Genomic DNA, 15,017 nt, shown 5'->3' on the forward strand with positions numbered 1-15,017 from the left:
AGAGATAAACCATACAGGCTTATTCCTCCTGCTCCCATTTTTCGGTGAAAAGCGTTAAAAGCTGCTTAACCTGGTCCTCGACAATCGAAACTTTCTGCTGGTCCTGCATATGCTCAAGCGGCAGCGATGGCAGCCATAAAAGCGTTCCTGATATTTCATTCTCCAATTGTCTCCAGCTGCTATCTGAGGTCACAAAAAACAGGTGCTTGAACTGCTTGTCCAATAAAGTTTTTTCCCACTCCTGCAATGTTTTAAGATTTCCAGAATGGCCTTTTATATACACAAAAGCTGGCAAAAGGAAAATACGGCCCTTAAATTGTTTTTCAAGCTGTCCAGTAAGAATTCCAATAAATTCAGCCATTGATGCACTTTGTTTCATGTCACGATCAAAAGAAACTGGCATTAACGGTATGATAGCCGTATCCACATATTCTGCCGCCTTTTGGTACATTTCAATGTCTGCAGCAACCCACTTCATATAACCAACTCCATCTATCAAATAATCCACTATCTATAATATCATTACTGAATATAGTTTTCGAATGGTTTTGAAATTGCAGGCAAAATAAAAAGCCTGCTATCAAAGCAGACTATGATAAATTAACTGCGCCTATTCTTTTTAATTGTTCAGTCAGGTACGCAAAGGCTTCCTGATCCTGGCTATCCAATGCTTCATCAATCAAGTGCAGCAGTTTGTCTTTCTGGAACTTCTGGATGCTGTCCTCAAGGAACCGTTCCGCAACCATTTTGTCACTCTCACTGATATGAAGCTGCCCGGGCATATAAGGATTTTCTTCCAATACCGCCGCAAACTGGTGGGCTTTGTTTGAAGCATGGAAATTTAACTGGATATAAATCTCTTCTTCCCTGTTCAAACGAATATCATGGAAAGACTTTTCCGCGTCTGTCGTCATTACATTTTCTTTAAAGAACCGGAATGGAACTTCATCTACGCAATGGGTCGACATAACTAATCCCCTAGGGCAATACTGCGCATTTTCAACAAAATGGACTTTCTCCATAAGCTGATCATGGCTCATCAAGTAGTTAAGGATCCAAACACATTCCCGCCTTTTCAGCTGATAATGGTTCAAAAACCAGCGGATAAAATCCTTCTTCTCGTTGACAGATACAGGGGTTGTCATTTTTGAATCCCTCCTCTGCATAACTCAAAAATTTTTTGATTACTGATTTTCCGTTAACCGATCCAACAGTTCCCGGAATTCTTCATTGCCAGGTTCTTTTTCAACTAACTTACTAAAAATTTCGGCAGCCTCGGCCATTTTTCCTTCTTCAATTAAAAAATATCCGAAATCCGTTAAAAATTCTTTGTTGTCTTTAAAGAAAGTATATGCTAGATGGTATTTGTTTAATGCCTGTGAAAAATCTTCAAGGTGCTGATAAGCAACAGCCTCATCCCAAAGCAGCTGTGGTTCTTCTTCTTCGTTCAGGTCTGCTTCCCGGAGCAGGTCCAATACGTCTTGGTGACGTTCCTGCATCAACAATAATTTATTCAGGACAAGTACACATTCAGTAAATCCAGGGTCAAGTGCAATGGATTCTCGCAGCAACTTTTCTGCTGCTTCTTCATCAGGTAGCTTAAGTGCCAGTTTTCCGCCATAGAAATATAGATCCTTGTTGAAGTCATCCTGCTCAATGCCAAGTTTGACAGTTTCAAAGGCTTCCTCGATCATTTCTTCCCGTTCATATGATTTTGCCAAATATAAATATAGGGAATGGTATTCTGGATCCAAAGTCTTTAGTTCTTCAAATTTTTCGATTGCAGTTTTATTATAGCCTGCCTGCAAAGCTGTAAAGGCAAATCCGAACAGAGTATTTATTTCCAATTTTTGATCAATAGCTTTTTCATAATAATGTAGTGCATCTTCAAATGACCCGCTGGCACTCAATGTTTCTGCCATTCGCTGATTAAGATTCACTCCGCCGATTTCCTCACTGGATTTGAGCACTGTCTCATAATACTGTATAGCTTCCATTAGTTTTCCTTGATGTGAATAAAGCTCACCAAGAGCAAAATCAATCACTGGCTCTGATGGAAGGATCCTTTTGGCCTCAAGAAGCTTATTTTCGCTTACTTCATATAGACCTTCCATTTGATAAACATCGGCTAACAGCAGCAAGGCCTGAGGAAATGAGGGATCATCTGCTTTTACTTTTTCAAGGGAAAGAATCGCTTCCTCTTCCTTACCTAACTCAATCCATGTTTCAGCAAGCAATACATGCAATTCTCCTTCATCTGGATAAGTTTTCAAAAGGCTTTCCAGCAATGCTCCCGTTTCCTCCATGAATCCAAAGCGGAAAAGCTCTTCAGAAAGCAGGAACTTTTCTTCATCACTGCCATTGGCCAATTTATCCTTGTAAGCAGCCATCGCCTTTTCAAGTTGTCCATTTTCAATAAACGCAGTTATTTCCTGTACTTCAGCCATCTATATCATCCTATCTTTTAGTTTCAATCATTTGTCGATTTTTTACCAAGCGTTCGTTTTCTTTTACTAGGTTGCATTAACATTTTCTGTTAATTTCCGCTCGAGGCGCTTCGCTTTCAGTTCCAATTAACAGAGTTCGTAAAATCAGAATTATACATTAACACATCCTCTTTCCAGACGCATTAATCAGTGATTCTCTGTAAAAAAACCTGGTGTATTAATTATAACATTTTCTCCCTTACCAGGACGATAATAAACATCGCGGCCGGCTCGAATGACTTTTCCCTTGTCGACCGTGACAGACAGCAGATGGGAACAGGTTGAGAAAAGCCCATTTTCATCATGCATGGCAGTCTCTTCATTTTTCTGGTAGAAATTATAACTTAGTTCGCCACCGCTGTGTAAATTTGATTTAGCTGGAATAATACCAATTTTCTTCAAAATAGCTCTCCGTATAGGACTTAACTCTGCTAATTCTTCATAAACAGCAGGAATTCCTTCTCTTTTCATCCGCTCTGCCCAGACATTTAGCTGCAGCTGCTTCTCTTTTTTATTTTTACAGTCTGGAAAAACTGGTATGATCGGGCTGTTATAGGGAAACATCGCTTCTTTGACCCACCCCCAAGGGATTCGGTCGAGCTCTTTCATATCACCAATTTCCAAAAAAAGCGCAGGAATTTTTGCCTTTTTGCATTTTCTTACAAAAACTGGATTCAACAAACGAGCGGGTATGCTGATCCCAATCACGTAATCGATGGGACTGTCCATCAAATCACTTTTAGCCTGCTTCAATCTCAGATCCAGTTCCCGCTCAAAATGCACCTTAACTGCTGTTAAAACAATTGTACTCCCGCGCAAGAGGAAGTTTTTCAGAAAATAGTCTTTTCTTTCTTTAAAAGGCCCGGCTAACGGGAGATTAGGGTCAAAGAGGACATGGGTAGGGGTCATTATATAAGTATCAGCATCCATTCGCATATAGTTATACTGATTGAAAGAAGGTCTTGCAGAAATAATCCGCTCTCCATCAACCATGAAGCTGGTATTTGATACAGCTTGTCCTTTTAGCACATGGGCATTCTCAATTATATATGTCATAAAACCACTCCTTAATCGGTCTTATGACAAGCTATGCAGAAAACTTAGGAATATAACGGTTCTTTTGATTTAGCTGCTTTCGCATACAATATTGCTTTAAGAGTAGTGTTGACTGAGGCGTAAGGAAGCTCGCTTACGCGAGGATGCATGTTTAAAAAGCTTAAGTGCATCGATTTCATCTTTGAGGTGTTATAGGACCCTTGCTCATAACTACTCGATACGTTTTTCCCTCGTCGAGTTGTCCTCGGAACTCTTCTCATAACAACTCGAGGCGCTTTTTCCTCGTCGAGTTGTTCTCGGACCTCTTCTCATAACAACTCGAGGCGCTTTTTCCTCGTCGAGGTGTTCTCGAACCCTTGCTCCAATCAACTTATATAATCTATTTCGTTTTCAGCGGAATATTTAAATCTGTCCTCTAAAAGGAGTATTTAGGAATTCAGAAACTTAAAATACAGCAAAAGGCCATCCTAAAGTGCAGGATAGGCCTTCCATGGGTTTCAAATGACCATTTCTAGAATTTTATTTTAAAGAATCCAAGTCATCGAAAAAACCAGGATATGATACTGCTATTGCCTCACTATCTTCAAGATATACTTCTTCGCTGGATAAAAGGGCAGCGATTGAGAGCATCATCCCTATCCGGTGGTCACCATAGGTTGATACATTGCCACCCTTTAGGTTTGTTTTACCTTCGATGATCATACCGTCTTCTGTTGCTTCTATTATAGCGCCAAGTTTGGTTAACTCATTCACCACTGTATCAATCCGGTTAGTTTCTTTCACCTTTAACTCAGCAGCATCCTTAATGACCGTCTGGCCTTCAGCCTGTGTAGCCAGCAAGGCTATTACCGGTATTTCATCAATCAGCCTTGGAATTAATTCTCCTGCCACTGTCGTGCCTCTTAGCTGAGAATATTTAATTCTGATATCACCAGCCGGTTCAGCTGAATTTTTATCATCATTTTCTATAGTCAGATCGGCTCCCATCTCTCTTAGGACATCGATAATGCCAGTCCTTGTTGGGTTTAAGCCTACATTCTTAAGCAATACCTCACTGCCAGGGGTGATCGCTCCTGCAGCGAGGAAAAATGCAGCTGAAGAAATATCGCCTGGCACTTCGATATTCGTACCCATAAGCTGTTGTCCTCCACTAACAATAACTCTATCACCCTGTTGCTCGACACTTCCGCCAAATTGCCTGATCATCCGTTCAGTATGGTCCCTTGTCTTAACTGGTTCTATGACGGTAGTTACCCCGTCCGCCTGTAATCCTGCAAGTAAAATAGCTGATTTTACTTGAGCACTGGCCACCGGAAGTTCGTATGTAATACCCTTCAAATTCTTGCCACTAACAGTCAGCGGCGTAAATTCTCCGTTGTTTTTGCCCGTAATCTTTGCACCCATTTCAGATAACGGTATTGTAACTCTCGTCATCGGCCGTTTCGCAATCGATTCATCACCTTCCAGACGAGTTTCGAATGAAAGGCCAGAAAGGATGCCCATAAGCAGTCGGATTGTTGTTCCTGAGTTTCCTACGTATAATGTGTGATCGGATCTCCTCAGCCCGTCCAAACCTTTCCCATGTATCGTTACTTCACTGCCACTCTGTTCGATTTCCACTCCGAGACTGCGAAAACAAGATATGGTGCTTAAACAATCTTCTCCAGGCAGAAAATTAGTCACCTTCGTCATTCCGTTTGAAATTGAGCCGAACATAACAGCCCTGTGAGAAATCGATTTATCCCCTGGGACTTTAATTTCACCTTTTAATGAAGTTGATTTGGTTATTAGCTTTTTCACTGACATACTTCGCTCCTTAATCTGCAATAGAAGTACCATAGTTTGTATGTTTTTGAATGCATTTTTGTGCATTGACGCGGTCTTCAGGTGTTTGAAAACTTATCACAAGCACCCCATATATATCTTCCCTTGTTTCAAGAATGCGGATATTGGTAATGCTGATTCTTTCTTCAGCAAGATATCCTGTAATCTCGGAAATGACACCTGGATAGTCAGGAACATCGACAAATAAATCATAAAAACTAGGAATGGCTCCCTTATCACGAGCTGGCAAGCCGTCCCTGAAATTTTTCGCTGTATCGAAGTAGTCATAAATCAAACTTTCATCACCAGCATGCAACATTTCTTTAACCCGGTCCATCTCAGTATGCCATTCATTAAGCAATGAAATAAGTACAGGACGATTCTGAAGCAATATGTCTCTCCACATTTTCGGACTACTTGAAGCAATTCTCGTAATGTCCCTAAAACCGCCTGCCGCCAGCCTGGTTATAAGTACATTCCCCTCATCTGCCCTGGCAGCCTGGTGCACAAGGGAGGCTGCGATGATATGAGGAAAATGGCTGACTACCCCAGTGAGGTAGTCATGTTCTTTCCCGGATACAATGAGAAATTTGGCATTTGTACCGGACAACCATACCTTCAGCTTTTCTGCGGCATCATTCTGCTCTCCTTGTATCGGAGTCAGAAGGTAAAAGGCATTTTCAAAAAGAAGTTTCTTTGCAGCTGTTATTCCACTTTTATGGGAACCAGCCATTGGGTGCCCGCCTATAAACGCGATCCCCTTTTCTGTTAAGCATGAGGCTTTTTCAGCGATATACCCTTTGGTACTTCCTGTATCAGTGACTAGGACATCTTTCTTGAGCCGCACTTTCGCCAGCACCTCAATAATTTTGGCAGCTGCTTCGACAGGGGTGGCAATGATAATTAAATCAGCCTCTTCTGCTCCGGCTTCGATACTCACGGCTGAATCATCAATGATCTGCAGCATCTTTGCCAAATTGACTTGATGTTCATCTGCATCAAAACCGATGATACTTGATTCAGGATGCTCTTCCTTGATGCATAGAGCCAGCGAGCCGCCAATCAGTCCTAATCCAATGATAAATACGCGGCCTTTCAAAATGCATCAACGCCTTTATTTAGAAATTGCTGTATTAACACGTAAATATTCTTTTATCTTTTCAATTACTCCTGCATTTTGCTCCCGGGAACCGACCGTAATCCTTACACTAGTCGGGAATCCGAGTGCTTTGCCAGAACGCACAATAAATCCGCGTTCAAGAAGAAATTGAAAGACCTCTTGCCCGTCAGCGGCAAAATCAATCAAAATGAAGTTACCTTGGGAAGGATAATAGCTCAATCCAGCTTCGTCACAAAATTGATAAAACTGTTCAAGTCCTGCGATATTTTCCTGTTTGCATTTTTCAACAAAATCCTGATCCTCTATTGCCGCTATAGCTGCTGCTTGTGCCAGTGTATTGACATTAAAAGGCTCCCTGGCAGGTTCTAGTGCTGCTATGGTTACTTCATTGGCAATGCCGTATCCAACCCTCAGGCTGGCCAGGCCATATATCTTTGAAAAAGTCCTTAATACGATGACATTTTTATAATCCTCAAGCAACTGAAGGGAATCGTGGAAGTCATCTGCAGAAACATATTCGAAATATGCTTCATCCAGCACGACTAGAACATCCTCTGGAACTTGGGAAAGAAAAGCCTGCAAATCCGCTTCTTTTATATAAATTCCAGTCGGGTTATTTGGAGAACATAACCAGACGACAGCTGTTTTCTTATCAATAGCAGCAAACATTGCGTCTAAATCGTGCGCTCCATCTTTTAAAGGAATTTCCCTGATTTCGCATCCCTCAATAATCCCATTGTGTTTATATTGGGGAAATGTAGGAGTAGCCATAACTGTATTTGTTCCCGGAGAAAGCAACCCACGTGATATCATTTGAATGATTTCATCAGATCCGTTTCCAAGAATAAGTTGTTCAGGCTTCACATCCAAATTATCTGCGAGTTTTAAACGAAGGTCTGTCGCATAGCCATCAGGATAAATGGACAATTTACCAGTAAAATTAGCAATCTCAGTCATCACTTTTTCCGAACAGCCAAAAGGGTTCTCATTAGAGGCTAATTTCACAATGTCAGAAAGCCCATACTGTCTTTTTACTTCATTAATTGATTTACCCGGCTGATAGGGAGTTAATTTTAACAACTGCTTTTTCCATCTCATCTTATCCACCTCATCGAAACTACTCTTTAATCCATTATCTAATTAAAGCATTAAAGGATATGTGTTAATATTACACTTTTAGGTGCTAAATAAAAAGTAAATTTTTATAAATCCGGCCTTAATTGCTTGGCGCCTTCGAGATAGATATGCTTAATATCCTCTGGATCAAGCTCCGTATTAATGTGTATCATGAACCTGATACACATTTGAAGTGATTCTGGAACTGGCAGTTCTTTCATGCACATTACTGGAACATATGTCCATCCCTCGATGTTCCTTAAAGCTTTCGCAGGAAAAACAGCGTTGACGTCCTCTGTTGCGGATATAAAAATGGAGGCTACATCATTTGGGGAAATATTATTGGCACTGATCGCCGCTCTAAAAAGCCTTTCGGCTGCAGCAACGATTTCTTCCTCAGTGTTTTGATTGACCGTTATGGCCCCCCTTACTCCTCTAATCATATTATTCCCCCTCTTCCATAAATTTCTTTAAGCTGTTCAGCAATACTTTTTCTTCTACTTCCGAAACGACAGGGTCGCCGACCTGCTGCAGAAGCACAAAGCGAATAGTCTTTCCTACTGCTTTTTTATCCTGTTTCATCCTTAGGAGCAGGCGATCGATTGAAAGGCCGCTTGGCAATGATGTCCTATAGCCAAGTCTTTGCAGCCACATTTTAAATTCTTCAAGGTTAAAGGCAAGTTTGAGCACTTCCCTGCTTAATTCAATGGCAAATAACATGCCTACAGCCACTGCCTCACCATGTGTTATATTTCCGTATCCAGCTTCCGCTTCAATCGCATGACCGAGTGTGTGTCCGAAATTCAAGAAGGCGCGAATCCCGTTTTCATGTTCATCCTTTGCCACAACGGACCCTTTAATTTGGATACCCTTTGATAAGAATTCCAGCATTTGAGGATACTCAATACTTTTTAATGATTTGATTTCTTCCCTGAGCCAATGATAAAAACCTTCACCTGATATAAGTGAATGTTTTATCACCTCAGCGAAACCGGATCTTACTTCCTTTTCGGGCAAGGATTCGATAAATCCCAGGTCATAAATGACTGCTTCTGGTTGATGAAAAGCGCCGACCATGTTTTTCCCTAATGGGTGGTTGATTGCAACTTTTCCTCCAACAGCACTGTCATGGGCTAATATCGTAGTCGGTACCTGGATGAACCTGATGCCTCGCATAAAGGTTGCTGCTACAAAGCCTGCCAGATCTCCAACCGCTCCGCCACCAAATGCAATGATCAGAGACTTTCGGTCAAGTTTATTTTCAAGTGCTGCAGAAAGACAGTCGTAGTACACATCAAACGTTTTTGCCTTTTCCCCGCTTGGAACTATTTTTTCAATGAATCGTTCCAGCCCAGAGTTTTCCCTGAAGTATGGGAGATAAAGGTTTGCAACCGTTTCGTCCGTTATGACCATAACGGACGTATACTTAGCTTCAGCTCCATTACATAGCTCTCCCAGCATCCTGAGTGCTCCATGTCCTATGTTTACAGGATAGGATTTTGTGGTTGTATTTATTTTTATCTGCTGCATACTTAAAAATCCCTCGCGGTTCTTCTCTGCTCCTCTATTGAACTTAACAGAGTCTCGAAGCGATCAGAGTAAAATTGTTCTACAAGCGCTGATGCAAGTTCCCATGCTACAACATTTTCTGCTACAACTGCTGCTGCTGGTACTGCACAGCTGTCCGATCTTTCAATGCTTGCAGCAAAAGGTTCTTTAGTATCGATATCGACACTCATCAATGGCTTGTAAAGTGTCGGAATCGGCTTCATCACTCCGCGGACGATAATAGGCATCCCGGTTGTCATGCCGCCTTCAAACCCACCTAATCGGTTTGTTTTGCGATAATAACCCTTGCCTTCCTCCCACGCTATTTCATCATGAACCTGACTTCCAGGCTTTCGTGCAGCTTCAAATCCAATACCTATTTCTACACCTTTAAAAGCATTTATGCTCATAATAGCAGAGGCTAGCTTCGCATCAAGCTTTCTGTCGTAATGGACATAGCTGCCCACGCCTGCTGGCATTCCTTCCGCTATTACTTCAACGACACCGCCAATCGAATCGCCATTTTTCTTAGCATCATCAATCGCTTCCATCATCTTCAGGCCAGCTTCAGAATCAAAACAGCGCACCGGGGATTCTTCTGTCACTTCCTTCAATTGTGAAAGGGATGAAAAATCCTGGTTTCTTGCTTTTATGCCCCCAATTTCAACCACATGGGCAGCTAGCTCAATCCCAAGTAAACTTAATAATTTTTTTGCTGCAGCACCTGCCGCAACTCGCACTGTCGTTTCTCTGGCGGACGACCGTTCAAGGACATTTCTCATGTCCCTGTGACCGTATTTCAATGCACCATTTAAATCGGCATGTCCTGGACGTGGTCTGGAAATCTTTCTTTTGACTTCCTCAGGAGAATGTTCATTAAGTGGTTCCTGTCCCATTATTCCTGTCCAGTGCTTCCAATCATTATTCTCAACAACTAGTGCAATCGGAGATCCAAGTGTCAGGCCATGTCTCACCCCAGAGGTAATCTGCACTGTATCTTTTTCTATTTGCATCCTTCTGCCGCGCCCATGGCCCTTCTGTCTGCGTGAAAGCTCTTCATTTATATCTTCAGCTATCAGTGGCATACCAGCAGGCATACCTTCTATAATGGTTGTGAGCTGCGGTCCGTGTGATTCCCCCGCTGTTAAATATCTCATACGCTTTCCCCCTTCAACTCGCTAAAGGATTTGTTTTAATATATCATACAGTTCACCAGAAAAATAGCAATAAATTAATTATTTCGAAATTTTCCTTGTACTATTTTTGGAATGAAGCCATTTTACCATGAAGGGAAAAGACTCGCAAAAAGTCAACCTCCATTTTTAATGATCAGGCTAAAAAATACAAAAAGAGAGCACGGATTACCGGCTCTCCTTGCTATTTCTTTCTGTAAAAAAATGTTTCTGCAGTTTCGAATCCGTATGTATTCGGGTTAAAAATCTGTTCTGTGCTGCCCACAAAAAGAATTCCTCCGGGCTTAAGCGCAGCACTGAATTTTTGATAGAGTTCTTCCTTTGCTTCTTCAGTAAAGTAAATGAGGACGTTTCGGCAGACGATCAAATCAAATGGTCCCCCGAAATGATCAGCCAATAGATTTTGTTTTTTAAACGTAACCGTTTTTTTGATTTCATCCGACACTTTAAAATATGAACCCTCGGGGTAGAAATACTTGTTTACAATCTCTTTTGGCACCTCGTTCAGCGAGCGCTCTGAGTACACGCCAAGCTTCGCTTTTGCCAATACATTCTCATCGATATCCGTCGCAAGGATTTGCAATCTCGATAAAGGCACATGTTTAGAAAGGACCATCGCCAAAGTGTAAGGCTCTTCCCCTGTCGAACAGGCAGCACTCCAGATTTTAGGGTTTGAATTATTGCTTATAAGTCCTGGTAGTATCGTCTTATCTAAGACATCCCATCTTTTCCCGTTTCGATAGAACTCTGATACGTTAATGGTCATTCGGTCCAGAAACTCATTCAAAAGTTCATAATCTTTGTTTAATGCCTGAAAAAATTCATTAAAAGAAGCAAAGCCCTTTTTCTGATACAGAGAAGTTAATCTCCTCTTCATTTGCGCTTCTTTGTACAGCGCGAGATTTATTCCAGTTTTTTGGTAGACTTTTGTGATGAAACTTTCATAGTCACACGGCATCTTTGTACCCCTTCGTAAATAACTGAAAAAGATTGATATTTCCATTATAGCGGATTTAAAGTCAATTAGAGAGACATTTTTTACCGTTAGTCTCTTTTGGAATTGTCTGTTGATTTCCGCTCCAAGCAGTCATTTTCCGCGGGTTGGGCGAGAGCTCCTTCAATAACAATCTTTTAGGAAAAAATCCCAAAATAAAAAGGGCACTTGTGTTTACAAGTGCCCTGGTGGTTTTTAGTAAACCCACTCGTTGACTAATTTGCTGTACTCAGCCAATTCTTCTGGCTTAAAGAATAATCCGATTTCACGCTCAGCGCTCTCAGGTGAATCGGAACCGTGAATGACGTTCTTTCCTACTGTTACGCCGAAGTCTCCGCGGATTGTTCCAGGAGCAGCGTCCTTAGGATTTGTAGCACCCATCATCTGGCGAGCTGTTGCAATAACATTTTCACCTTGCCATACCATTGCAAATACAGGACCTGAAGTAATGAAATCTACTAATTCGCCGAAGAATGGACGCTCTTTGTGTTCGCCATAATGCTCTTCAGCAAGTTCTCTTGGGATGTTCATTAGTTTTGCGCCAACTAGCTGGAAGCCTTTCTTTTCAAAACGAGCAACAACTTCACCAATCAGGTTACGCTGTACACCGTCAGGCTTGACCATTAAATACGTCTTTTCCATGAGTTCCACTCCTAATTCATCTATGTATGTGAACCGCTTACAAAAGCAACCCTTGAAAATAGTATCATTTTTTTGAAAAATTCGCAACTTGCTAATACTTGCGTTTTCCAATAAATTTCGCAATATCCTGCAATGATTTTTTCGCCTTGTTTGGCGGGAGTTCTCCGAGAATCGACAGCGCCTTATCCAGATAGCGATCACTTAGGTTGAGAGATTTTTCAATCGCACCGGAATCCTGGATCATGTTCAGGATTTCATCAAGCTCCTGCCTATTCATATTTTCATGGACTGACATAATCTTCGTACGGATTTGCTCATCCTCCATCGCATACAAGACTGGCAGTGTGATGTTACCTTGCAGCAAATCACCCCCAGCTGGTTTTCCAAGTTCTTTTTCAGTGCCCGTAAAATCCAGGACGTCATCGGTAATTTGAAAAGACATTCCAACATAGTAGCCAAATTGATATAATTTGCGGTGGTCTTTTTCCGGAACTCCTGAAACAACTGCACCAAGCTGGCAGCTGGCCGCAATCAGAAGTGCTGTCTTCCTTTTTATTCTTAGCAGGTAGTTGCGCAGGTTTTGTTCAAAATTATATTTATCTTTTATTTGCTCGATTTCCCCTACACTTAATTCGACAATCGTATCAGAAAGTATTTGGTGGGCGAGCGGATTTTCGATTTTTGTCATAAGCTCAAGAGCCCTTGCAAAAATATAATCCCCAGTGTACATGGCGATCCTGTTATCCCATTTTGCTTTAATGGTAGGCTGGCCCCTGCGCAATTCAGCGTCATCAATGACATCATCGTGTACTAGGGAAGCCATGTGAATCAGTTCAAGTGAAACAGCAACATTCTTGATCACATTAATATCGTAGTTGCCAAATTTGCCTCCCAGCAGCACGAATACTGGACGGATCCTTTTACCGCCTGCCTTGAGCAAATGCAGGCTTGCCTGCCTGAGCAGATGAGATTCTGCTTGAATGGTCTCTTCCAGTTCTTTCTCAATCAACGTTAAGTCCGAACTTAAATATGTATACAACAGTTTCATTTTCATAATATCCACCCAGCTTTTGCATCCTTTCCCGGCTCTAGTGAGGAAGCAGCCAGTCGGCTTACACAACCATAAAGTCTGCCAGGTAGGAGGGATTTTTTATGCTAGTGGGCTGTTATTTATCAATAATAAACAATCTCCCATAGCTATATATAAAAAGTTATTATTTCGGTTGTCCAGCAAAACTACGTAAACTTAGACTTATATGATAAAACGTATCTCCTGCTTTATTCAATCCCTGGCTGCACGAGATTGAAAAAATTGTAAAGAAAGTCTAATTAAAAACAGGCCGTCCTTCCTTGCCGGGCAAATAAGAAAAGGGCAGCCACGATCGTTTATTTTTGTTTTCGGCCAATATGGACAGCAGCCACACCGCCGCTATATGGTTTATATTCTACATTTACAAACCCTGCATCCGCGAACATCCGGGCAAGTTCTTTCATGCCTGGGAAATCTTTAGCAGATTCCTGCAGCCACGAATATTCGTTATAGCTCTTTGCAAAAAGCTTGCCAAACATAGGCATGATAAACCTAAAGTAAAAACGGTATACCTGTTTGAAACCAAGCATGGTAGGCTGTGAAGTTTCAAGGCATACGGCCATCCCACCGGGTTTCAACACCCTGTGCATTTCCCGCAGCACCTGGTTATAGTCGGGAACATTCCTTAAACCGAAACCAATTGTCACATAATCAAAACTATTATCTTCAAACGGCAGCTCCATCGCATTGCCATGTACGAGAGTCGCTTGATCCAGTTTTCGTTCAATTAATTTTTCTTCGCCAATCTTCAGCATGTTCTTGCTGAAATCAAGACCAACGACGCTGCCTTCCTTGCCAGCAGCTTCTGCTAGCGCAATTGTCCAATCAGCTGTTCCGCAGCATACATCCAGGGCTTTAGCGCCTTTTGGGACATTCATTTTTTTCATCGTGTCATTGCGCCATTTAATATGCTGCTGAAAGCTGATGACGGAATTCATTTGATCATAATTTTCATAGATTTTTTCGAAGACACCATGAACTCGTTCTTCTTTCGATTGCTGCATTTCTTTTACCCTTCTTCCGCGAATTTTTTAGACATGGACTGGTGCTGGCCCGCGATCAGCTTTAACCTGTCAGCAAGCAGGCTGTTCATTCCGGGAAGCCTGTTTAAAGCTGTATCTATCATCGTCAATGAAAATTCAATATAACGAGTACAAATTGATAATAAGTATTTTTGCTGTTCAGAAGATAATTCCGTAGAGCTTTGATCCACTTTTGGCAATGCGATTTTCTTTAAAACATCAAAAACCAGCGATCTGCCCGTTTGGAGAAACATTTTTTCTTCTGCAATCAATCTTTTAACAAATAGCCAATTTGCAGTTAAATCATGCCATTCTGCAGCATGGAAGTGATCCGCTATTTTCCCAAGCAGTGTGGATTCAATCAATTTAACACTGTGCATCAATTTATCAATTGCTTCTGCTTCTTTTTGATAAACCGATATCTTATGCTCATTAATTTCCTTTACACCTGCTGCCAATTGCTTGATCATTTCTATGTCATCAGTTTCTGCGAGTAGTTTATAATACAGGCCACTAAAATAAATGCCTGCAAGCACTGTTAATTGGCGTTTTTTATGGCTATCGTCTTCTTCACTAGATTGTGTGTTCTGGACTTGCTCATGGGTATCAAGGGCAATTTGCAGGAGCATTGCGGTCACAGTATAATTCTCAATTTGTTCCTGCTTTACTCCGTACTGATCGAGTAATGAAATAAGCAGCAAGATCTTATCATCATCGATATAAGGAGATTCTACATGCTCCAGCAAATAAGGATGCGAAAGTTTCTCGAGAAGAAGATCTCTGATGCCATCTAATTTGTTTTGTAAGTCTAGCAAATAAATCACCCTTGTTCCCCTTATTTAAATTGGATTGCCGGCAGCGGGCAGAAATTGTCGAATTAAGAAAAGCGCAAGCGCCTTGACCAGCCCCGACAAGCGCTGGCCGAC

General features: G+C 41.6%; 15 protein-coding genes. All 15 read right to left on the reverse strand.

The features are described from left to right. Positions 1-19: 19 nt before the first annotated feature. The 15 genes from V7201_RS05015 to V7201_RS05085 all read right to left on the reverse strand — a co-directional run bounded on the left by V7201_RS05015 (position 20) and on the right by V7201_RS05085 (position 14,915). Positions 20-478, reverse strand: coding sequence for a YpiF family protein (locus V7201_RS05015; protein ID WP_335375686.1), 459 nt, complete (start codon positions 476-478; stop codon positions 20-22). A gap of 112 nt (positions 479-590) precedes the next feature. After that, positions 591-1,145: a ReoY family proteolytic degradation factor gene (locus tag V7201_RS05020; protein ID WP_335375687.1), complete on the reverse strand. Its 555-nt coding sequence runs from the start codon at positions 1,143-1,145 to the stop codon at positions 591-593. Between the two features lie 39 nt (positions 1,146-1,184). Beyond that, complete coding sequence (locus V7201_RS05025) at positions 1,185-2,447, reverse strand: tetratricopeptide repeat protein (protein ID WP_335375688.1); 1,263 nt, start codon at positions 2,445-2,447, stop codon at positions 1,185-1,187. A gap of 186 nt (positions 2,448-2,633) precedes the next feature. Further along, positions 2,634-3,542, reverse strand: coding sequence for a hypothetical protein (locus tag V7201_RS05030; protein WP_335375689.1), 909 nt, complete (start codon positions 3,540-3,542; stop codon positions 2,634-2,636). 519 nt (positions 3,543-4,061) lie between these two features. Then, a complete protein-coding gene (gene aroA, locus V7201_RS05035; RefSeq protein ID WP_335375690.1) occupies positions 4,062-5,348 on the reverse strand; it encodes a 3-phosphoshikimate 1-carboxyvinyltransferase in 1,287 nt (428 codons plus the stop codon). A gap of 10 nt (positions 5,349-5,358) precedes the next feature. Then, positions 5,359-6,465, reverse strand: coding sequence for a prephenate dehydrogenase (locus V7201_RS05040; RefSeq protein ID WP_335375691.1), 1,107 nt, complete (start codon positions 6,463-6,465; stop codon positions 5,359-5,361). 15 nt (positions 6,466-6,480) lie between these two features. Further along, a complete protein-coding gene (hisC, locus tag V7201_RS05045; protein ID WP_335375692.1) occupies positions 6,481-7,584 on the reverse strand; it encodes a histidinol-phosphate transaminase in 1,104 nt (367 codons plus the stop codon). A gap of 104 nt (positions 7,585-7,688) precedes the next feature. Continuing rightward, a complete protein-coding gene (gene aroH / locus V7201_RS05050) occupies positions 7,689-8,045 on the reverse strand; it encodes a chorismate mutase (protein WP_335375693.1) in 357 nt (118 codons plus the stop codon). A 1-nt stretch (position 8,046) separates the two neighbouring features. Then, a complete protein-coding gene (aroB, locus tag V7201_RS05055; protein ID WP_335375694.1) occupies positions 8,047-9,132 on the reverse strand; it encodes a 3-dehydroquinate synthase in 1,086 nt (361 codons plus the stop codon). A gap of 2 nt (positions 9,133-9,134) precedes the next feature. Next, positions 9,135-10,307 (reverse strand): chorismate synthase, encoded by a 1,173-nt coding sequence (aroC, locus tag V7201_RS05060; RefSeq protein WP_335375695.1) that lies wholly within the window; start codon positions 10,305-10,307, stop codon positions 9,135-9,137. Positions 10,308-10,527: 220 nt separating this feature from the next. Continuing rightward, entirely contained in the window at positions 10,528-11,301 is a 774-nt protein-coding gene (locus tag V7201_RS05065; RefSeq protein WP_335375696.1) for a CheR family methyltransferase, read from the reverse strand. 231 nt (positions 11,302-11,532) lie between these two features. Next, positions 11,533-11,979, reverse strand: a complete 447-nt coding sequence (gene ndk / locus V7201_RS05070) for a nucleoside-diphosphate kinase (RefSeq protein WP_335375697.1) — start codon at positions 11,977-11,979, stop codon at positions 11,533-11,535. 91 nt (positions 11,980-12,070) lie between these two features. Next, the gene (gene hepT, locus V7201_RS05075) at positions 12,071-13,033 is read right to left on the reverse strand and encodes a heptaprenyl diphosphate synthase component II (RefSeq protein ID WP_335375698.1); all 963 of its coding nucleotides are present in this window, start codon (positions 13,031-13,033) and stop codon (positions 12,071-12,073) included. 332 nt (positions 13,034-13,365) lie between these two features. After that, positions 13,366-14,073, reverse strand: coding sequence for a demethylmenaquinone methyltransferase (locus V7201_RS05080; protein WP_335375699.1), 708 nt, complete (start codon positions 14,071-14,073; stop codon positions 13,366-13,368). A gap of 5 nt (positions 14,074-14,078) precedes the next feature. Beyond that, complete coding sequence (locus V7201_RS05085) at positions 14,079-14,915, reverse strand: heptaprenyl diphosphate synthase component 1 (RefSeq protein ID WP_335375700.1); 837 nt, start codon at positions 14,913-14,915, stop codon at positions 14,079-14,081. Positions 14,916-15,017: the final 102 nt, after the last annotated feature.

This window comes from Bacillus sp. JJ1122, assembly GCF_036964885.1.
Lineage (GTDB): Bacteria > Bacillota > Bacilli > Bacillales > Cytobacillaceae > Mesobacillus.

Coding starts and splice junctions, on each gene's coding strand:
- V7201_RS05015 (WP_335375686.1), bottom strand. CDS start 478: ATGAAGTGGGTTGCTGCAGACATTGAAATGTACCAAAAGGCGGCAGAA.
- V7201_RS05020 (WP_335375687.1), bottom strand. CDS start 1,145: ATGACAACCCCTGTATCTGTCAACGAGAAGAAGGATTTTATCCGCTGG.
- V7201_RS05025 (WP_335375688.1), bottom strand. CDS start 2,447: ATGGCTGAAGTACAGGAAATAACTGCGTTTATTGAAAATGGACAACTT.
- V7201_RS05030 (WP_335375689.1), bottom strand. CDS start 3,542: ATGACATATATAATTGAGAATGCCCATGTGCTAAAAGGACAAGCTGTA.
- aroA (WP_335375690.1), bottom strand. CDS start 5,348: ATGTCAGTGAAAAAGCTAATAACCAAATCAACTTCATTAAAAGGTGAA.
- hisC (WP_335375692.1), bottom strand. CDS start 7,584: ATGAGATGGAAAAAGCAGTTGTTAAAATTAACTCCCTATCAGCCGGGT.
- aroH (WP_335375693.1), bottom strand. CDS start 8,045: ATGATTAGAGGAGTAAGGGGGGCCATAACGGTCAATCAAAACACTGAG.
- aroB (WP_335375694.1), bottom strand. CDS start 9,132: ATGCAGCAGATAAAAATAAATACAACCACAAAATCCTATCCTGTAAAC.
- aroC (WP_335375695.1), bottom strand. CDS start 10,307: ATGAGATATTTAACAGCGGGGGAATCACACGGACCGCAGCTCACAACC.
- V7201_RS05065 (WP_335375696.1), bottom strand. CDS start 11,301: ATGCCGTGTGACTATGAAAGTTTCATCACAAAAGTCTACCAAAAAACT.
- ndk (WP_335375697.1), bottom strand. CDS start 11,979: ATGGAAAAGACGTATTTAATGGTCAAGCCTGACGGTGTACAGCGTAAC.
- hepT (WP_335375698.1), bottom strand. CDS start 13,033: ATGAAAATGAAACTGTTGTATACATATTTAAGTTCGGACTTAACGTTG.
- V7201_RS05080 (WP_335375699.1), bottom strand. CDS start 14,073: ATGCAGCAATCGAAAGAAGAACGAGTTCATGGTGTCTTCGAAAAAATC.